We start from the raw sequence: 17,857 nt of genomic DNA on the forward strand, positions 1-17,857 counted from the left end.
TGCTGGGGCTGGAGGACTCCGGTTCGCGGATGAACCGGATCGGCCGCAACGAGCTGAACTACGGCGGCCACCGCAGCATCGCCCGCAGCCTGGCCGAACTGGACGCGGTCACTGTCGAGGAGGTCAATGTGCTGGCCCGCCGCCTGCTGCGCCAACCCTGCGGTGTCGCGGTGCTCGGCCCGCACCGGTCGAAAGGCTCGCTTCCCCGGTGGCTGCGGTCGATGTCAGGCTAGGCGGATGACTTTCAGCTTCGCCGAACTCGCAGTGCCCGTGGTGGCCGCGCCGATGGCCGGCGGCCCGAGCACCCCGGCGCTGGCGGCGGCGGTGTCGGATGCCGGCGGGCTGGGGTTCGTCGCCGGCGGATACCTGAGCGCACCACAGCTTGACGAGGACATCACGGCCGCGCGTGCCGCCGCCAGTGGACCCGTCGGTGTCAATCTCTTTGTGCCCCAACCCAGTACCGCCGACATGGTGCAGCTCGACGAATACGCGGAACACTTGGAGCCACTGGCCGAACATTACGGCGTCACGGTGGGTATGCCGCGCCCCGGAGACGACGACCTCTGGTCGGAGAAGCTGGAAGTGATGTCCGATGTCCGGCCCGCGGTGGCGTCCTTCACATTCGGAACCCCGCCGCCGGAGACCTTAGCGATGCTGCGGGAGTTGAACATCCTGACCCTGGTCACCGTGACGTCAGTCTATGAAGCCGGCATCGCCGTCGCCCACGGAGCCGACGGTCTGGTAGTGCAGGGCCCCGATGCCGGGGGACACCGCGGCACCTTCGCACCGGACGCGCAACCCGGAACCGAGTCGCTGGGTGAACTGCTCGACGACATCGTCGGTGCCCATGAGGGTGTTCCGGTTGTCGCCGCCGGCGGCTTGGGCACCGCCGCCGATGTGGCCGGGGCGTTGCGGCGTGGCGCGGTGGCTGCGCAGGTCGGAACCGCACTGCTGCTGTGCGACGAGGCCGGAACCAACCCTATCTACCGCGCCGCGCTGCAGGACCCGAGCTTCGTCAACACCGTTGTGACGCGGTCGTTTTCCGGGCGGTATGCGCGTGCCCTGGAGAATGACTTCACCCGCGTTCTCGACGACGTGGCGCCGCTGGGATACCCCGAGGTCAACCACATGACGTTGCCGATCCGCGCGGCGGCGGTGGCGTTCGGAGATCCGCAGGGCACCAGCCTGTGGGCGGGGACCGCGTACCGTTGCGCTCGTCCGGGACCGGCGGCCGATATCGTCGCCGGCCTGACCGGCTGAATCCGTCACGGCAAGCAGAGCGGCTGCGCTAACTTCAGGGCATGGATTTTCGCTTTGACCCGGCTCGGCTCGTCGACCTGGCAGAGCAGACCACACGCAGCTATATCAAGGCCGCCGAATGGGGCGAGCGGCAGATCTTCGCGGCGGTCCGGTCGGCAATGGGCGTCAGCTCGGGCGAGGCTCCTGCGCCGCCTCCGCCGGTCTCCGCCGAGGTACCGGAGAGTCTCGACGCCAAGATGCACAACCTGCTGGACCGTGCGGTCGGGCAGAACACGGCGTCGAGCCGCCAGGAGCTGTTCCACAAGATCCTCGACCAGATGCTGCCCGACGAAGCGCGGATCATCAGTGCCCTGTCCGACGGGTCGGCATCTCCGTTGCTGAACGTCTACGCGCGCACCCGTGCGGGCCTGGTGGGAGAGGTGGTGCTGGAGAACATGTCGCTGATCGGAAAGACCGCCGGCCTCGCCCTTCCGCACCTGACACCGATGTATGTCAGCCATCTGCTCTCCCTCGGGCTTCTCGAGTCCGGGCCCGAGGACATCACCTTGAAGGACGAGTACGAGATTCTCGGCGCAGACACCGCGGTGCTGGCGGCCGTCAAGAAGGCCGGCCGTGGCCCGATCCCAGCGCATACCGAGAAGTACACGCTGCGTCTGTCCGGACTCGGCCTGGAATTGTGGGCTGCTGTGCGCGGAGCCCAGGAACGCGGGTGACGTCCTCCGTCGTCGCCCTGCAGCGCTGGGGTGAGATCGCCGCCGACGCCAAGCTGAACTGGTTCATCTATCTATCCATGCCGTTGGTGGCCGCCTTCGTCGGCTACGTCACCAAGCTCGTCGCCTTGCAGATGCTCTATCGGCCGATCGAGTTCGTCGGTATCGGGCCGTTGGGCTGGCAGGGTGTGATCCCGCGCCGCGCCGGCAAGACCGCGGCGGTGACCATCCAGATGATGACCGACCGGCTGCTGCGGCCCGAGGAGATCCTGGACAAGATCGACGCCAGACAGGTGGTGGAGGATCTGCGCGAGCCACTGACCCGCAGCATCGAGGAGATGGCCCGCGAACTCGCGGAGATGGTGCGCCCCGGCCTGTGGGCCGCACTGCCGGCCGTGGGCCGCGAGGCGGTGCTGTCCCGGGTGCACGCGGCTGCGCCCGGCGTTGTCGATAATCTGCTCACCGAGATGAGGGCCGACCTGCCGCGGTTCATCGACCTGCACTACCTCGCCGTCACCACGCTGGTGAAGAACAAGGCCCAGCTCAACGACATGATGCGGGGGATGGGTGGGGCGGCATTGACGTTCATCCGCCGCAGCGGCATCTACTTCGGCTTCGCGATCGGGCTGGTGCAGATGGTCGCGTGGGGTGTGTTCCACAACCCCTGGATCATGCCCGGGTTCGGCTTTGTCACCGGTTTCGCCAGCGACTGGCTGGCGTTGAACCTGATCTTCATACCCCGCCAACCGAAGAAGTTCCTCGGGTTTCCGGTCCACGGTGTGCTGCATGCGCAACGCGACGCCGTGACCCGCGACTACGCCCGCCTGCTGGCCACCGACCTCTTCGCACCGGAGGTGCTGATGGAGGCGGTGCTGCAGGGTCCGACCTCCGAACGGCTGTTCACCCTCGTCGACAGGGAGATCTCGATGGCGGTCGACGCACAGGCCGGCATCACGCGACCGCTGATCACGCTGGCGATCGGCACCAAACGCTACCGCGAGGTCAAGGACGCCATCGTGCGGATGCTGCTGGAGCGCCTGCCGGACACCATGGCCGAAGCCAGGGACTACGCCGTCAAAACCCTCGACGTCGAGAACCTCGTCATCGACAAGATGAACAAGCTCACACCCGAGCAGTACGAATCCATCCTGCGACCGGTCTTCAAAGACGACGAGATGCTCATGGTCACCGTCGGCGCCGTGCTGGGTTTTCTGGTCGGCGAGCTGCAGGTGGTGCTGGTCGAGCAACTCGGCAGATAGCCGCTAGGGTGTTCCCATGCTGAAGATCAGCGATGACGCGGCGGGTCCGCACGACGCCTGCCTGGATCACGAGCGCATCGTCTTACAGGCGCGCGACGTCAGGTTCGACTGGTCGAAATTGCCCGTCCACTACGTGCCGGGCGAACCGTTCGCCACCCACTTCGCCAACGTGCTGCACCTGCTGTTGCCCGCTGGCGAGGAGTTCTTCGTCGAGGTTTTCAAGCAGGCACTGCCGCTGATCAAGGACGACCAGCTGCGGCTGGACGTGCAGGGCTTTATCGGTCAGGAGGCTACCCATTCCCAGGCCCACGCCGGTGTCGTCGACCATCTGGCCGCGCAGGGCATCGACCTGTCGCCCTACACCGGCCAGATCACGTGGCTGTTCGACAAGCTGCTGGGCGAGCGGCCGAAATGGAGCGAACGACGTCGGCACAAGTGGCTGTTGGAGCGGGTGGCGCTGGTGGCGGCCATCGAGCACTACACCGCGATCCTGGGCGAGTGGATCCTCGACACGCCTGCGCTTGACGCCGTCGGCACCGACCCGGTGATGCTGGACCTGCTGCGCTGGCACGGCGCCGAAGAGGTCGAGCACAAGGCCGTCGCCTTCGACGCGATGAAGCACCTGCGGGCCGGGTACTGGCGGCAGGTCCGCACCCAGCTGGCGGTGACACCACTGATGCTGTGGCTGTGGGTGCGTGGACTGCGGTTCATGTATTCGGTGGACCCGGAGCTTCCGGCGGGCGCCAAGCCACGCTGGCGGGACTGGTTCACGGTGTCGCGGCGCGGTCTGGTGCCCGCGCCGTTGGAATTCGTCCCCGCTATCGCCGCCTACTACAAGCCCAGATTCCATCCTTCCCAGCTGGGCGGGGTGGAACGGGCGGTGAACTATCTCGCGGTCTCGCCCGCCGCCCGCGCCACCCACTGACGGGACGACTTCATGACCACCACCGCTGTTACCGCCCGGGACGGCGTGATTCTGGCCGTGCACGCCTACACCGACATCGATCCGCGACGGCCGACCGTCCTGGCGATCCACGGCTACCCGGACAATCACCACCTCTGGGATGGGGTCGCTGAGCAACTGGCCGATACCTACCCCGGCCGCTACAACGTCGTCGCCTACGACGTGCGCGGGGCCGGTGAGTCATCAGCCCCGGCGGACAAGTCGGGGTACCGGTTTCCCCAGCTGCTTGCCGACATCGGCGCCGTGATCGACCACCTCGGTGTCGACCGGGTGCATCTGTTGGGACACGACTGGGGTTCGATCCAGGGCTGGGCCGCGGTCACCGATCCGGTGTTGATGCCGAAAATCGCCTCCTATACCTCGATCTCGGGGCCGCACCTGGATTATGCCGGTAAGTTCCTGCGGTCGCCGCGCAGCCTGCGCGCGATCGTCGATGTGGCCAAGCAGGGGCTGGCTTCGACATACATCTGGCTGTTTCTGACGCCGAAGCTGCCAGAGGCATTGTTCCGAATCAGGTTTGGCCGCAAGGTTGTTGAAAGGCTTGGGCGCATCGGCGATTCCAGCACCCGTTCGCGTGCCGCGGTTCGCAGCGCTCGCGACTACCGCAACGGGCTCAACCTGTACCGGGCGAACATGCCAAAGCCGTTGCTCTCCCCGGCGAAGCAGCTGCCCACCACCGACGTTGGGGTCCAGGTGCTGGTGCCGCGCAGGGACATCTTCGTCACTCCCGCTCTGCAGTGCTTCACCGGCTCGATTCCGGCCGGCGGTCGGGTCGTTTCGATCATCGGCGGCCACTGGGTGGTGACCAGCCGTCCCGATGTCATCGCCAGATTGACGGCAGAGTGGGTCGACCGCGCGGTGGCTGCCGGTATCCGCGACATTCAACAAGGAAAATGAGAGCCGCTGTGCGGCAAGATATCTGGAAATCTAGGCCCGTCGACCTCTATGGCCGGCGCAGGCATGACCGGTTCTACACCATGCTGTGGGGCGCCGTCACCTTGTTCAAAGGTTTTTCCGTTGTCTCGCGGTGGAAGCCCGCGCAGGTGGAACCGGTGCGGCGGACGATCGCCGCCGTCGTCGCCAAGCGCGAGATGGTCACCCCGGATGCCGTGGCGTTGACCTTAGCCGACCCGGATGGCGGCCTGCTGCCGTCCTGGACGCCGGGCGCGCACATCGATGTCCAGTTGCCGTCCGGTCGCCGCCGCCAGTATTCGCTGTGCGGACAGCCCGGCCGGCGTATCGATTACCGCATCGCGGTGCGCCGGCTCGACGACGGCGGCGGCGGGTCGGTGGAGATGCACGAGACCTTCGCAGAAGGCGACACGCTGGTTTTCGAGGGTCCGCGTAACGCGTTCTACCTCGGCACCGGAGAAGACGAGGTGCTGTTCGTGATCGGCGGCATCGGGGTGACGCCGATCCTGCCGATGATCATTGAAGCGCAGCGGCGCAGGATTTCTTGGCGTGCAGTGTATGCGGGCCGCAGCCGTGAATACATGCCGCTGTTGGACGAGGTGCTGGCGGTGGCGACGGACCGGGTTACCGTGTGGGCCGACGACGAGCGCGGAGGGTTCGCCGGCACCGAAGACCTGCTGGCCGGTGCCGGGCTCCGAACCGCGGTGTACGTCTGCGGGCCCGCCGAAATGCTGGAAGCGGTGCGCACCGCCCGCAGTGAAGTCGCCGAAAACTCCAGGCATGTCAAGCATGTCAAGCATGTCGAGCATGTCAGGGCGCCGCTGCACTACGAACGGTTCAGCCCGCCGCCGGTCGTCGACGGGGTGCCGTTCGAATTGGAACTGGCCCGCTCCGGGCGGGTGCTGTCCATACCGGCGGACCGCTCCGCGCTGGCCGTCATGCTCGACGTGGACCCGACGACGCCGTGCTCATGCCGGCAGGGATTCTGCGGCACCTGCCGCGTCAAGGTGCTGGCCGGCCGGGTCGACCATCGCGGGCGCATTGCCGAGGCCGACGATGAGATGCTGGTCTGCGTCTCGCGGGCGCGCGGCGACCGGGTGGTCGTCGACGCCTGAGCGCACCGCCAGGCGCAATTGTCGACGGTTTGCGGCGATTGGTCGAGCCGGGCGCGCCGGCGAGCGGTGGCAGCACCAGTAGGCTGCAGCTATGCGGGTGGGCGTGCTGGGCGCCAAAGGCAAAGTCGGTGCGACGATGGTCACGGCGGTGCGCGCCGCAGCGGATCTGACGCTGTCGGCGCAGGTCGATGCCGGCGACCCACTGAGCCTGCTGACCGACAGCGGCACCGAGGTGGTGATCGACTTCACCCATCCCGACGTCGTCATGGACAATCTGAAGTTCTTGATCGACAACCGGATCTCCGCGGTAGTCGGCACCACGGGTTTCACCGGGGAGCGGCTGACCCGCGTGCGGTCATGGTTGGAGGCCGAGCCAGGCGCCGCGGTCCTGATTGCACCCAATTTCGCGATCGGGGCGGTGCTGTCCATGCACTTCGCTGTCCAGGCGGCCAGGTTCTACGACTCGGTGGAAGTCATCGAGCTGCATCATCCGCAGAAGGCCGATGCCCCGTCGGGCACCGCGGTGCGCACCGCCGAGCTGATCGCAGAGGCCCGAAAAGACCTGCCGCCCAACCCCGATGCCACCAGCACCAGCCTGCCCGGCGCCCGCGGTGCCGACGTCAACGGCATCCCGGTGCACTCGGTGCGGCTGGCCGGGCTGGTCGCCCACCAGGAGGTGCTGTTGGGCACCGCCGGGGAGACGCTGAGCATCCGTCACGACAGCCTGGACCGCACCTCGTTCGTGCCCGGCGTGCTGCTGGCCGTACGGCGCATCTCGGAGCGTCCCGGCCTGACCGTGGGTATCGAACCGCTGCTGGACCTAAAATGACGAATATTATTGCGGTGTCACGTCTTAGCCGAATCCAGTTGCTCGTCGCTTTCATGTGTCTGGTGCTGCTGACGTATCTGGTGCTGCTGGGCCGCATGGCGGTGCTGATGATCATCTCCGGCTCCGGGGTGGCGATCGGGTTGGGCGCGGCGCTGCTGATCTTGCCGGTCATCGGGCTGTGGGCGATGATCGCCACGCTGCGCGACGGGTTCGCCCACCAGCGGCTGGCGCGGCTGATCGCCGACGACGGCATGGAACTGGATGTCAGCGCGTTGCCCCGCCGGCCGTCGGGGCGCGTCCAGCGCGAGGCCGCCGACGCGCTGTTCTACGCCGTCCGCGAAGAATTGGAGCGCGAGCCGGACGATTGGCGGCGCTGGTACCGGCTCGCGCGTGCCTACGACCACGCCGGGGACCGCCGCCGGGCGCGCGAGGCGCTGCGGATCGCGGTCCGACTGCAGCAAAGCTGCCGATGACCGCGCCGGCGACGATGCAGAGCGTAGCGATGCTGAGGAGCGGCGCCGATGAGTAGCAAGACGCTGCTCGTGGTGCACCACACGCCGTCGCCACCCACCCGGGAGTTACTCGAGGCGGTGCTGGCCGGTGCCAACGACCCGGCCATCGAGGGCGTCGAGGTGGTGGTCCGGCCGGCGCTGGCCGGCGTGGTGTGCGACATGCTGGAGGCCGACGGCTACCTGTTCGGCACCCCGGCCAACCTCGGCTACATGTCCGGTGCGCTCAAGCACTTCTTCGACACCGTCTATTACCCGAGCCTGGATCATGTGGCGGGGCGGCCGTATGGGCTGTGGGTGCACGGCAACAACGACACCGTCGGGGCGGCCAACGCGGTGTACAAGGCGGCTACCGGCCTGGCGTTGGAGAAGGTGGCCGACACCCTGGAAGTCGTCGGCGCGGTCGACGCCAGGGCGCGAGACGCCGCCTATGAACTCGGCGGCACCCTGGCCGCGACGCTCATGGAGAGCTGATGGAATTTCACGGGAGAGAATAAAGGTCGGTCCAGGCGCTGCCCGAATACGCTACGTCAGTGAGACCTGCGGCCGCGTTTGTGCCCTGCGCCAGCCAGGAGATGTCGATGGGCCCCAATCCGGGGATCGTGAAGAAATCCTTGATCAGGTTGGCGCCGTCGGGCCCTATCCCGGGGAGGTCGTAGTACATGTTCTGGAAGCCCAAACCGTAGTTGACGATGTCAAAAAGCGAGCCGGGCGGTGGAACGTCTCCGGGGTCGTCGCCTGGGGTGCCCGATGAGTCGGAGGTGACGACGAGAGCCAGGGAGTAATGAGTTAACAACAAGTTCGGCATGGAAGCCACGTCGGCATCGAAGCTCCCGACTGGAGTGCCGTCTGCGCCGCTAACGTCGAAGAGCTGCTGTCCTTGAATGACGGTGGTTTGCGGCGCGAGCCCGTTTATGCCGGTGAACACCTCTGGAGAATGCCTATCAGGAGCGATGGTGTCTTCGCCGAAGGAGAACGGCTGGATCGCCAAACCGTCCGTGAGTCCTGCCGAGGCGTTATCGTCCTGGAAGAGTGGGGAAAGATTCAGCTTGCCGAGGGGGGTCACCAGGGTAGTTGTGATCGCGTTGCCGCTGGGTGAGGGGAGAGACGAGTAATCGAGCTGGACGCCGGGGAGCGATTTCAGTTCTATGGTGTTGAACACCGAGCCCACCGGCGGGATGTCTCCGGCTTTGGTTCCTGGGATGCCGGTGACGTCGTTAGTGACGAGGAGTGCCTCGGTGTGAAAGCCAAAGACGTCGGTTGTTGGCGTTGTAGCGGCGTCGAACATACCGACCGGACTACCGTTGTAGAGGAAGTCAAATTGCTGATACCCCTGAGGGGTGATGTCCAGCGGCGCAAGCCCGCTTATCGCGGTGAACATTGGACTGCCATGAGCCTGGATCTCGTCGGGTAACACGGCCGGCGGATCTGCTGCGTTAAAGCCCAGGAGGTCGACGATTAACCAGGTAAGGTCGACGTTACCCAGCGGTGTCACCAGCGTGTCATGGCTCGCATCGCCGTCGGACCCGGGTACGGAGGAGTAAACGTTTTCGAAGGTGTGGCCGAAGAACCAAATATTGCTGAACACCGATCCGTTCGGTGGAATTGTCCCGGTTGTGTCTTCGGAGCCGGGTACATCGGAAGTGACGAGAAGTTCCTGGTTGCTGATTGAATCGCCGTCGCTAGCGGGCTGATCCGGCGCAAGGTACGGGAAGGTGGATTCGTAGGCGTAGAAGGTGCCTACGACGTCGCCATTAGTGTTCGTAACATCGAATGGCTGATATCCTTGAATGCTGCCGTCCGCACCCGGTGGAGCTGTAAAGCTGTTGTAAATTCCGATGAGCGTTTCGGGTGCCACGGGCTGGAAGGTATAGAAAGCGGGATTGAAGTCGTTGTCGTCGGCCAGCGCGACGGCCAGCGGCAGTATCGCGGCACCGAGCAGCGCCCCGGCAACCGTGCCCAGGGCGCGGGTGGGACAATGGCGGTTCATCAAGAGCCGTTGCCGCTGATTTCTCAGCAATCACATCGACACGCGTTCCATACAAGAAACAGCAGCATACAGCACGGACTCAGCGACGGATGCTCTGTCGCGCCGATGCTGCACGTCAACCAGGCTCGCTGGACAGCCCGAACGCGTCGTAGACGAAGCCGAGGTCGCTCCGGATGCGTTCCGCGGTGAGACCGAACTGTTCGGGCGAGTGCTGGTGACCGCTGGTGTAGCTGCGCTGTCGCTCCGCCTGCGCCCGCACCTCCTCCCGGAAGGCCGCACCCGGCTCGATCTCGATGAAACCGAGGATCTTCTCGATCGTCGGCTCGAGGTTGCCCAGCAGGTCCGGGTAGCGCACCACCAAGAGGTTCTGCTCCGGGATTCGGCCAGCCAGCCGGGCTTCGTGGAAGCGGCGGATCATGTCGCACGATGCCTGGTAGAGGTTCTCCAGCCAGCGTTGTTGGTCCTCCTTGCTGGTGCGGTTCCAGATGTCGTAGGCGTTCTCCAGCACTCTGGCCAACAGCGACATCCCAGACGGGATGACCTCGACCGGGTCGCGGGCGACGTAAACCAGCCGGCAGTCGGGGTAGCGCCGCAGCAACGCGTCCAGGCGGAAGGTGAGCATGCTCGACTTGACCAGGATGCGGCGGGCACGTTTGAACGTCAGATTCCGCCGCCAGCACGCCTCGTAGTACCGGAAGAAGCGTTCCTCGTCGCGCGCCCGGATGCCTTCGATCCCGAATTCCTGCCGCGACAGGTCGCTGCCCCAGATGTCCTGCCAGGCCAGGAAGTACGCCCAGGCGAACGGACCGTCGAGGGTGCGGAAGAACCACGCGACGTCGTCGGTCTCGATACCGCGCAGGCTGGTGTCGTGCACGTCGGAGGGATGGTAGCGTGCCGGCGACAGCCGATCGGCGCGCGAGACGACTCTGCTCAACAGCTTGCGGGCGGTGATGGCCGGGAAGAGCATCTCCCACAGCTCGAGGGCGGCCATGTCGCCGGCCCCGAGCAACAGCCGGTGCAGGAACGTGGTGCCGCTGCGCGGGTTGCCGATGATGAAGATCGGCCGGTCGATCACCTGCTTGCGAAACCGCGGATAAGCGATGTGGTCCAGGCCGAGGGTCATCGCAGAGACGGCCTGGCGCACCTGCAGGATCAGGAACGTGCCCAGCGGCCGCAGCCAGAGCCGGAACGTCTTGGTGATCGCCCGGTACAGCCGCAGGTGGTGCCGCATCAGCCGTCCCACACCGCGGCGGCGCAGACGATCGTGAAACCGGCCGCGGCGCTCGCGAGGACGACCTTGTCGCCGGCCTGGACGGTCCCGCTGCGCAGTCGGTGATCCAGCGCGACCGCCCACGAGGTGCTGGCGGTGTTGCCGAACAGCGCGTGGGTGTGGATGCCCGCCTGCGGGCGCGCGCCGAGTTCGGTGAAAACGCGCTCCAGCACCGCCTCGCTGGGCTGGTGGAACGCGTAGTGGTCGACGTCGGCCGGTGACCACCCGGCGTCCGTCGTCAGGGCGCGGATCTCGGGCGGCACATGCACCGCGAGGGCGAACAGCTCTTTGGACTGCGACGTGAAGTGGCCGTCGACGGGTGCCTTGCAGATGTCGTAGTGCTCGGAGAGTGTCTTGTGCCGAATTCCCACCACCCGGGCGCTGCCCGCCGGCAGGGGTCCGCGGGTGACCAGCAGCGCGGCGGCGGCGTTGCCGAGCGTCAGGCCGGCTACGCCGACCGCCATGTCCTCGGGCGACTGGATGTCGTAGCTGATCCGGTCGCGCATCAGCTCACCGGCGCAGATGAGCGCCGTCTGCAGCTCGTCGTGCAGGACGAAATAGCCCGCGACGACGTGCAGCGCCTCGATCAGCCCGGCGCAGGCGCAGGTCACGTCGATGGCGTGCAGTGGCTTCGCGCCGAGGCGACCGGCGACCTCGGTGGCGGTGGCCGGCTCGAAGTTTTCCCGGGCGATCCCGCCGTAGATCAGCAGGTCGACCTCGGACGCCGGCACGGCGTTCTCGGCCAGGCAGGCGGCCGCCGCGCGCGACGCGAACTCGCCGGGCGACAGCGTCGGATCGGTCACCAGGTAGCGCAGCTTGGTGTTGCACCGGTCGAACACGTACCGGATACCCTGCTCGATCGGCTCCCAATCGGCCGTCGAGCCGCGAAACAGGTCGCGGACGTGTGACAGCACCCTGTCGTTGTCGACGACCTCGTCCGGCGTGATGATCGCGGGCCGGGACAGGTGGAGGCTGGGCAGGTTCATCGGGCGGTACCGCCCACCGTGAGGGCAGGCATCCGATTTCGCAAGACTCCCCCTCATGAAATAGACGCAGGTTCTCGAAGTTACCAGAAGCCAACGTGCAATCCGTGCCGCGGTCAGTGAGCGGCGGACCGATACCGGTGTGCGAGGCACCACACCGTCGTAGGGTGGCGCCAGAATGGAGTGGACATGACTTCAGAGCCTGCCGTGATCGAGATTTCGCGCCGGCACAACCCATTTCCGACCGCAGGAGTATCCCGAGATGCCCGCGGCGTACCGCACTACGACCACCTGCCGGAGACGCTGCTGGACTTGCTCGCCGACCAGGTGCAGCACCGGCCGGACAGCGAAGCCGTGGTGGAGCTCGGCGCCGACCGGGTGACCTACCGCCAGCTGTGGCAGCGTGCGGCCCGGGTGGCGGGCGGGTTGCACAACGCCGGCCTGCACCGCGGCGACCGGGTGGGGGTGCGCTATCCGGCGGGCCTGGATTGGGTGCTGGCGTTCTGGGGCGCGCTGATGGCCGGCGGGGTGCCGGTGGCAGTCAACACCCGCTCGGCGGCACCGGAAGTGGAGTTCGTCCTCTCCGACGCTGGTGCGCGGATCGACCTGGCGCCGGATGTCCCACTGCCGGACGGCGAACCGTATCTGGTGGACGGACTGGGCGCCGCCGATGTCGCGGCGTTGTTCTACACCTCGGGCACCACCGGGCGCCCCAAGGGGGTGCCCACCACCCACGAGGCGTTTTTGACCAATGCCGAGAGCATGATGCGCTGCATGGGGGAGTCCCGGGATATCGGCGAACAGTTGCGCACGCTGATCTCGGTGCCGCTTTTTCATGTGACCGGCTGCAACTCGCAACTTTTGGTCGCCGCTTACGCCGGGGGCGCGGCGGTGATCATGCCGGCGTTGGACCTGCCCGGGCTGATCAACGCGCTGCCCGCCGAACGGATCTCATCGCTGGTGACCGTCCCGGCGATCTACGCCCTGCTGCTGCGACACCCCGGTTTCGCCGCTGCCGACATCTCCGGGGTCCGGTGGGTCGGCTACGGCGGCGCGCCGATTGCGCCGTCACTGGTCAAGTCGCTACAGAACGCATTCGATACCGGCACCGTGTTCAACGGATACGGGATGACCGAGACCGCGTCGCTGATGACCGTGCTGCCCGACTCCGAAGCCTTCCAGCACGCCGACTCGGTGGGCTACGTGGTGCCTTCCGGCGACATCGGCCTGGTACCCCTCGGCGACGACCCGACCACCGGTGAGCTGGTGGTGCGCGGCGCCAATGTGACCGCCGGCTACTGGAACCGGCCGGAGGCCACCGCGGCCACCATCGTGGACGGCTGGCTGCACACCGGCGACGTGGTCCGGGTCGACGACGCAGGCCGGGTGCACATCGTCGACCGGCTCAAGGACATCATCATCCGGGGCGGTGAGAACGTCTCCAGCGTCGAGGTGGAGGCGGTGCTGCTGGCGGCGCCGGGCGTCACCGACGCCTGCGTGCTGCCGGTGCCCGACGACGTGATGGGCGAGAAAGTCGGCGCGGTGCTGGTCGGCGACTCCCACGGTGTCGACGTGGTCGCGGTGCTCGAGCACTGCCGCGGCCAGCTCGCTGATTTCAAGGTGCCGCAGTACGTCACGGTGGTCACCGAGGCGCTGCCGCGCACCGCGAGCGGCAAGCTGCTCAAAGGGCAGCTGCGCGAGCAGGTGGCCTGGGGCGCACCGTTGCGATGACTTCCTCCAGAATCGAGCTGGTCGCCGCGAGTCATGATTGCTATCATGCATTCATGACCCAAGTGACCTGGCGTGCTCCCGATGAGCTTGTCGAGCGAGTACGCCAAGTAGCGTCGCGGCGTGGCTGGAGCCTCAACGAATACCTCACCCAACTGGCTCAAGCTGCAACGGACCCAGCTCTCGCCGGCAGCGATGTCGACCGGCTTCGTGAGCGCCTTGCGCTGGCTGGGTTGCTGGCCGAAACCGGCCGGCGGCGCGTCCGCCCGGATGGCGGTGCTGTCACACGCGCGCGCAGGGCCGCGGGTGCGGGCACACCGTTGTCTCGCCTGGTGGTACGTGATAGGGGGTGAGCGCTGGCGTCTTCGCCGACTCTTCCGCGCTGGTGAAGCTCTACGCCGATGAGCCGGACTGCGCCGACGTCAGAAAATTGTCGCATCTGGTAGTCAGTCAGCTGGCACGAGTCGAAGTTCCGGCAGCACTGTGGCGGAAGCACCGTATGAGCGAGCTCGCGGCAACCGATGCCGGTGTCCTCGTTGCCGACTTCGAAGCGGACTACTTCGGCGACATCGACGAGCCGCCCCGGTTCTCGGTCGTTGCGGTCACCGTGGCCGTCGTCGATGCTGCCGCGCACCTCGTGGGTGTTCACGGGCTGCGGGCCTACGACGCGATACAGCTCGCGAGCGCCTTGTCTGTAGCCGATGCGGTGCCGGACGGTATCGACTTCCTCGCCTACGACGACGCGCTCAACGCCGCTGCCGCAGCCGAAGGATTGACGTCCACGCTGCGCCGCTGACCACCGGCTGATGCTCACAGATCGACGTTGGGCGGCCGACGACGGGCTGGTCAGTAGCCCGCAGAGCGGGCCCTTGAGCACCACCTGAGGTCCCGCGGCCCGGCGTAGGCGGACCTGTGCGATTCTGTGTCTGCTCGCGCGGAGAGGAGTGCGTATGCAGGTTGACCGCAAGGTTGCCATCGTCACGGGCGGCGGCGGCGGAATCGGCGGCGCGCTGGCGGCGGCGCTGACCCGACAGGGTGCGCGGGTGGTGGCCGCCGACCTCGACGGCGGAGCCGCGCGGGCGGTGGCCGACCGGGTCAACGCCGAGCGGCCCGGCACCGTCGTCAGTGCGGGCGCCGACGTCTCCGACACCGCCGCGATCCGACAGCTGATCGACTTGGCCGAGCAGGAATTCGGGCCGGTGGACTTGTACTTCGCCAATGCCGGCATTACCGGTCCGCCGGGTTTGGACGCCGGCGAGAGCGACTGGGACCGGTCCATCGACGTCAACCTGCGCGCGCATATCCGCGCTGCGCAACTGCTGGTGCCCGGCTGGGTGCAGCGCGGCGAGGGCTACTTCGTCAGCACCGCATCAGCGGCCGGCCTGCTCACCCAGCTCGGCGGTGCCACCTATGCGGTGACCAAGCACGCTGCGGTCGGATTCGCCGAATGGCTGAACATCAGCTACGGCGACCAAGGCGTCCGGGTCAGCTGCCTGTGCCCGATGGGGGTGAACACCCAACTGCTGCACGCCGGTGAGCGTTCCGGTGACCCACTCGGCGAGCTGGCCAGCCGAGCGGTCACCACCGCCGGCGACGTGCTAGAACCCGCGCAGGTTGCCGACGCCGTGCTGGCGGCGATCGCCGACGAACGGTTCTTGATCCTGCCGCACCCGGTGGTGCTGGAGATGTACCGCCACAAGGCAACCGACTACGACCGCTGGCTGCGCGGCATGCGCCGCTACCAACGCGGCTTGCTCAACCCCGGTGAGAAGGAGTTCTGATGCCCTGTATGTCACTGTTCGAAATGACCGACCGAGCAAAGAAATACCATGCAGATCTGCTGGAGTTCATGGACTCGCACATCTACCCTGCCGAGCCGGTCTATGAGCAGCAGATGCGCGATTCCGGTGACCCGCACTTCCAGCCGCCGATCATCGAGGAGCTCAAAACCGAAGCTCGCAAACAGGGATTGTGGAACCTGTTCCATCCGCATCCCGAGTGGGGGCCGGGCCTGACCAATCTGGAGTATGCGCCGCTGGCCGAGATCATGGGCCACAGCCCGCATCTGGCCCCGGAGGCGTGCAACTGCAGCGCACCCGACACCGGCAACATGGAGGTGTTCACCCTATTCGGCAGCGACGAGCACAAGGAGAAATACCTCAAACCGTTGCTCGACGGCAAGATCCGCTCGGCGTTCGCGATGACCGAGCCGCAGGCGGCCTGCTCGGACGCCACCAACGTGGCGCTGTCCATGGTGCGCGACGGCGACGAGTACGTGCTCAACGGGCGGAAGTGGTTCGCCTCCAACGCATTGCACGCCAACTGCACGGTGATGATCGTGATGGGCAAAACCGATCCGGACGCCGCAACGCATCTTCAGCAGTCCATGATGGTGGTGCCGATCGACGCACCCGGGGTCACCGTGCTGCGCGGGGTGCCGGTCTTCGGCTACCAGGACCGGGAGGGCCACGCCGAGATCGACTTTCACGACGTCCGGGTGCCCGCCAAGGACGTGCTGATGGGCGAAGGGATGGGATTCGCGATCGCCCAGGCCCGGCTCGGGCCGGGCCGCATCCACCACTGCATGCGCACGATCGGCATGGCCGAGCGTGCGCTGGAGCTGCTGTGCCGGCGGGCGGAGTCGCGGATCACCTTCGGCAAGCCGGTCAGCGCGAACGCCAACATCCGGGACTGGATCGCCGAGGCACGCATCGACATCGAGATGATCCGACTGCTCACCCTCAAGGCCGCCTACCTGATGGACACCGTCGGCAACAAGGCGGCGCAGACCGAGATCGCGGCGATCAAGGTCGCCGCCCCCAACATCGCGCTGAAGATCGTCGACCGGGCGATCCAGGTGCATGGCGCCGGCGGTGTCACCGACGACTTCGTGTTGGCGGGGTTCTGGGCGCACCTGCGCACGCTGCGACTGGCCGACGGCCCGGACGAGGTACACAAGCGCGCGATCGCCCGGCAAGAGTTGCGCAAATACCGTGAGGCCGCGCGATGACCGCGCCCGAACTGACCGGTCGCACCGCGGTCATCACCGGCGGATCCCGCGGAATCGGGCTGGCGATCGGGCAGCAGCTGGCTGCCGCCGGTGCCAACGTGGTGCTCACCTCCCGCAAGCAGGAAAACGCCGACGCGGCGGCTGAGCAGGTCAGGCAGATCACCGGCAACGTGCTGGGTGTCGCCGCCCACGCCGCCGAGGAAGGCGCGGCCAAGCACTGCATCGACCTCACCCTGGAGCGGTTCGGCAGCATCGATATCCTCGTCAACAACGCTGGAACCAACCCCGCGTTCGGCCCGCTGATCGACCAGGACCACGCCGTCTTCGCCAAGATCTTCGACATCAACCTGTGGGCGCCGCTGCTGTGGACCTCGCTCGCGGTCAAGTCGTGGATGGGAGAGCACGGCGGAGCGGTCGTCAACATCGCCTCCATCGGCGGCATGTCGTTCGAAGCCGGCCTCGGCCTGTACAACACCACCAAAGCCGCGCTGATCCACGTCACCAAGCAACTGGCGCTGGAGCTTTCGCCGAAGGTGCGGGTGAACGCGATCTGCCCGGGGGTGGTGCGCACCCGGATGGCCGAACTGCTGTGGAAGGACCACGAGCAGGCACTGTCGGCGGCCACCGCGCTGGGGCGGATCGGCGAGCCGCCCGACGTGGCGGGCGCGGCGGTGTTTCTGGTGTCGGATGCGGCGAGCTGGGTCACCGGGGAGACGATGGTTGTCGACGGCGGCCAAATCTTGGGCAACGCAATGATGTTCCGGTCGAGTGCCGGTGAGTGACGGCGTTGCGGTCGTCGGTGTCGACGCGCAGGCGGTCGCACGGTGGGTCGCACAACTGGCGATTCCGGCCAGCTCACCGCTGAGCTTCGAGCGGATCGGACTGGGCCAGTCGAACCTGACCTATCAGGTACGTGACACCGCCGGCCAGAGCTGGGTGCTGCGGCGTCCACCGCTGGGGCATCTGCTTGCATCGGCACATGACGTCGCCCGCGAGGCGAGAATCCTGTCCGCCCTGCAGGACACCGATGTACCCACCCCGCGGGTATACGGGCTGACCCGGGACGCTGACGGGATCCCGCTGCTGCTGATGGAGTTCATCGACGGCCTAGTGCTTGACCGGATACCGGTCATCAACTCGCTGACACCGCAGCGCCGCAGGCAGATTGGGCTGTCGATGCCGCAAACCCTGGCCAAGATCCACGCCGTCGACATCGACGCGGTGGGGCTGGCGGATCTGGCCAGCCACAAGCCGTATGCGCCGCGCCAGCTCAAACGCTGGGCCGGGCAGTGGGAGCAGTCCAAGACCCGGGAGCTGC

Annotated in this window: 19 protein-coding genes and 1 pseudogene; 17 read left to right on the forward strand and 3 right to left on the reverse strand. The window is 66.8% G+C overall.

Annotated features, from left to right (window positions below):
* The 10 genes and pseudogenes from AC2VOP_RS12285 to AC2VOP_RS12330 form a co-directional block, all read left to right on the forward strand.
* Window positions 1-233, forward strand: a pseudogene (locus AC2VOP_RS12285) (insulinase family protein); the annotation flags it as partial.
* Between the two features lie 4 nt (window positions 234-237).
* Entirely contained in the window at window positions 238-1,260 is a 1,023-nt protein-coding gene (locus AC2VOP_RS12290) for a nitronate monooxygenase (RefSeq protein ID WP_486961224.1), read from the forward strand.
* Window positions 1,261-1,301: 41 nt separating this feature from the next.
* Window positions 1,302-1,973 (forward strand): Abi-alpha family protein, encoded by a 672-nt coding sequence (locus AC2VOP_RS12295; protein WP_486961225.1) that lies wholly within the window; start codon window positions 1,302-1,304, stop codon window positions 1,971-1,973.
* A complete protein-coding gene (locus AC2VOP_RS12300; protein ID WP_486961226.1) occupies window positions 1,970-3,229 on the forward strand; it encodes a DUF445 domain-containing protein in 1,260 nt (419 codons plus the stop codon). The genes AC2VOP_RS12295 and AC2VOP_RS12300 overlap by 4 nt, the downstream gene beginning before the upstream one ends.
* Before the next feature lie 16 nt (window positions 3,230-3,245).
* On the forward strand, window positions 3,246-4,154 hold the full coding sequence (locus AC2VOP_RS12305) for a metal-dependent hydrolase (RefSeq protein WP_486961227.1): 909 nt from the start codon (window positions 3,246-3,248) through the stop codon (window positions 4,152-4,154).
* A gap of 12 nt (window positions 4,155-4,166) precedes the next feature.
* On the forward strand, window positions 4,167-5,090 hold the full coding sequence (locus tag AC2VOP_RS12310) for an alpha/beta fold hydrolase (RefSeq protein ID WP_486961228.1): 924 nt from the start codon (window positions 4,167-4,169) through the stop codon (window positions 5,088-5,090).
* A complete protein-coding gene (locus tag AC2VOP_RS12315) occupies window positions 5,087-6,220 on the forward strand; it encodes a PDR/VanB family oxidoreductase (RefSeq protein ID WP_486961229.1) in 1,134 nt (377 codons plus the stop codon). The genes AC2VOP_RS12310 and AC2VOP_RS12315 overlap by 4 nt, the downstream gene beginning before the upstream one ends.
* Window positions 6,221-6,311: 91 nt before the next feature.
* The gene (gene dapB / locus AC2VOP_RS12320; RefSeq protein ID WP_486961230.1) at window positions 6,312-7,049 is read left to right on the forward strand and encodes a 4-hydroxy-tetrahydrodipicolinate reductase; all 738 of its coding nucleotides are present in this window, start codon (window positions 6,312-6,314) and stop codon (window positions 7,047-7,049) included.
* Window positions 7,046-7,522 (forward strand): hypothetical protein, encoded by a 477-nt coding sequence (locus tag AC2VOP_RS12325; RefSeq protein ID WP_486961231.1) that lies wholly within the window; start codon window positions 7,046-7,048, stop codon window positions 7,520-7,522. Before dapB ends, AC2VOP_RS12325 begins: the two co-directional genes overlap by 4 nt.
* Window positions 7,523-7,570: 48 nt before the next feature.
* Complete coding sequence (locus AC2VOP_RS12330; protein ID WP_486961232.1) at window positions 7,571-8,032, forward strand: flavodoxin family protein; 462 nt, start codon at window positions 7,571-7,573, stop codon at window positions 8,030-8,032.
* 7 nt (window positions 8,033-8,039) lie between these two features.
* Here AC2VOP_RS12330 and AC2VOP_RS12335 read toward each other — a convergent pair whose 3' ends face one another.
* From AC2VOP_RS12335 to AC2VOP_RS12345, 3 genes are all read right to left on the reverse strand, one after another.
* Complete coding sequence (locus tag AC2VOP_RS12335; protein WP_486961233.1) at window positions 8,040-9,578, reverse strand: hypothetical protein; 1,539 nt, start codon at window positions 9,576-9,578, stop codon at window positions 8,040-8,042.
* A gap of 85 nt (window positions 9,579-9,663) precedes the next feature.
* Window positions 9,664-10,779, reverse strand: coding sequence for a sulfotransferase family protein (locus tag AC2VOP_RS12340; protein WP_486961234.1), 1,116 nt, complete (start codon window positions 10,777-10,779; stop codon window positions 9,664-9,666).
* Entirely contained in the window at window positions 10,779-11,804 is a 1,026-nt protein-coding gene (locus AC2VOP_RS12345; RefSeq protein ID WP_486961235.1) for a 3-oxoacyl-ACP synthase III family protein, read from the reverse strand. The genes AC2VOP_RS12340 and AC2VOP_RS12345 overlap by 1 nt, the downstream gene beginning before the upstream one ends.
* Window positions 11,805-12,008: 204 nt before the next feature.
* Between AC2VOP_RS12345 and AC2VOP_RS12350 the strand changes: the two genes are divergently transcribed.
* The 7 genes from AC2VOP_RS12350 to AC2VOP_RS12380 form a co-directional block, all read left to right on the forward strand.
* Window positions 12,009-13,532 carry a class I adenylate-forming enzyme family protein gene (locus tag AC2VOP_RS12350; RefSeq protein WP_486961242.1) on the forward strand — a complete coding sequence of 508 codons (1,524 nt, stop codon included), beginning with the start codon at window positions 12,009-12,011 and terminating at the stop codon, window positions 13,530-13,532.
* A 53-nt stretch (window positions 13,533-13,585) separates the two neighbouring features.
* Window positions 13,586-13,882: a hypothetical protein gene (locus tag AC2VOP_RS12355; protein ID WP_486961236.1), complete on the forward strand. Its 297-nt coding sequence runs from the start codon at window positions 13,586-13,588 to the stop codon at window positions 13,880-13,882.
* Complete coding sequence (locus AC2VOP_RS12360; protein ID WP_486961237.1) at window positions 13,879-14,325, forward strand: type II toxin-antitoxin system VapC family toxin; 447 nt, start codon at window positions 13,879-13,881, stop codon at window positions 14,323-14,325. Before AC2VOP_RS12355 ends, AC2VOP_RS12360 begins: the two co-directional genes overlap by 4 nt.
* Window positions 14,326-14,479: 154 nt before the next feature.
* The gene (locus tag AC2VOP_RS12365; RefSeq protein ID WP_486961238.1) at window positions 14,480-15,310 is read left to right on the forward strand and encodes an SDR family oxidoreductase; all 831 of its coding nucleotides are present in this window, start codon (window positions 14,480-14,482) and stop codon (window positions 15,308-15,310) included.
* Between the two features lie 8 nt (window positions 15,311-15,318).
* Complete coding sequence (locus tag AC2VOP_RS12370; protein WP_486961239.1) at window positions 15,319-16,539, forward strand: acyl-CoA dehydrogenase family protein; 1,221 nt, start codon at window positions 15,319-15,321, stop codon at window positions 16,537-16,539.
* Window positions 16,536-17,321 carry an SDR family oxidoreductase gene (locus AC2VOP_RS12375; protein WP_486961240.1) on the forward strand — a complete coding sequence of 262 codons (786 nt, stop codon included), beginning with the start codon at window positions 16,536-16,538 and terminating at the stop codon, window positions 17,319-17,321. The genes AC2VOP_RS12370 and AC2VOP_RS12375 overlap by 4 nt, the downstream gene beginning before the upstream one ends.
* A partial coding sequence (locus tag AC2VOP_RS12380) for a phosphotransferase family protein (RefSeq protein WP_486961241.1) occupies window positions 17,314-17,857 on the forward strand: 544 nt, incomplete at its 3' end. The genes AC2VOP_RS12375 and AC2VOP_RS12380, both read left to right, overlap by 8 nt.

It is taken from the genome of Mycobacterium sp. TH-M106, assembly GCF_057473765.1.

What these genes read in the sequence shown, in the direction of transcription:
- AC2VOP_RS12370 (WP_486961239.1), top strand. Translation starts at nt 15,319, where the DNA reads ATGTCACTGTTCGAAATGACCGACCGAGCAAAGAAATACCATGCAGAT.
- AC2VOP_RS12290 (WP_486961224.1), top strand. Translation starts at nt 238, where the DNA reads ATGACTTTCAGCTTCGCCGAACTCGCAGTGCCCGTGGTGGCCGCGCCG.
- AC2VOP_RS12375 (WP_486961240.1), top strand. Translation starts at nt 16,536, where the DNA reads ATGACCGCGCCCGAACTGACCGGTCGCACCGCGGTCATCACCGGCGGA.
- AC2VOP_RS12365 (WP_486961238.1), top strand. Translation starts at nt 14,480, where the DNA reads ATGCAGGTTGACCGCAAGGTTGCCATCGTCACGGGCGGCGGCGGCGGA.
- AC2VOP_RS12345 (WP_486961235.1), bottom strand. Translation starts at nt 11,804, where the DNA reads ATGAACCTGCCCAGCCTCCACCTGTCCCGGCCCGCGATCATCACGCCG.
- AC2VOP_RS12315 (WP_486961229.1), top strand. Translation starts at nt 5,087, where the DNA reads ATGAGAGCCGCTGTGCGGCAAGATATCTGGAAATCTAGGCCCGTCGAC.
- AC2VOP_RS12305 (WP_486961227.1), top strand. Translation starts at nt 3,246, where the DNA reads ATGCTGAAGATCAGCGATGACGCGGCGGGTCCGCACGACGCCTGCCTG.
- AC2VOP_RS12330 (WP_486961232.1), top strand. Translation starts at nt 7,571, where the DNA reads ATGAGTAGCAAGACGCTGCTCGTGGTGCACCACACGCCGTCGCCACCC.
- AC2VOP_RS12310 (WP_486961228.1), top strand. Translation starts at nt 4,167, where the DNA reads ATGACCACCACCGCTGTTACCGCCCGGGACGGCGTGATTCTGGCCGTG.
- AC2VOP_RS12295 (WP_486961225.1), top strand. Translation starts at nt 1,302, where the DNA reads ATGGATTTTCGCTTTGACCCGGCTCGGCTCGTCGACCTGGCAGAGCAG.
- dapB (WP_486961230.1), top strand. Translation starts at nt 6,312, where the DNA reads ATGCGGGTGGGCGTGCTGGGCGCCAAAGGCAAAGTCGGTGCGACGATG.
- AC2VOP_RS12340 (WP_486961234.1), bottom strand. Translation starts at nt 10,779, where the DNA reads ATGCGGCACCACCTGCGGCTGTACCGGGCGATCACCAAGACGTTCCGG.
- AC2VOP_RS12355 (WP_486961236.1), top strand. Translation starts at nt 13,586, where the DNA reads ATGACCCAAGTGACCTGGCGTGCTCCCGATGAGCTTGTCGAGCGAGTA.
- AC2VOP_RS12325 (WP_486961231.1), top strand. Translation starts at nt 7,046, where the DNA reads ATGACGAATATTATTGCGGTGTCACGTCTTAGCCGAATCCAGTTGCTC.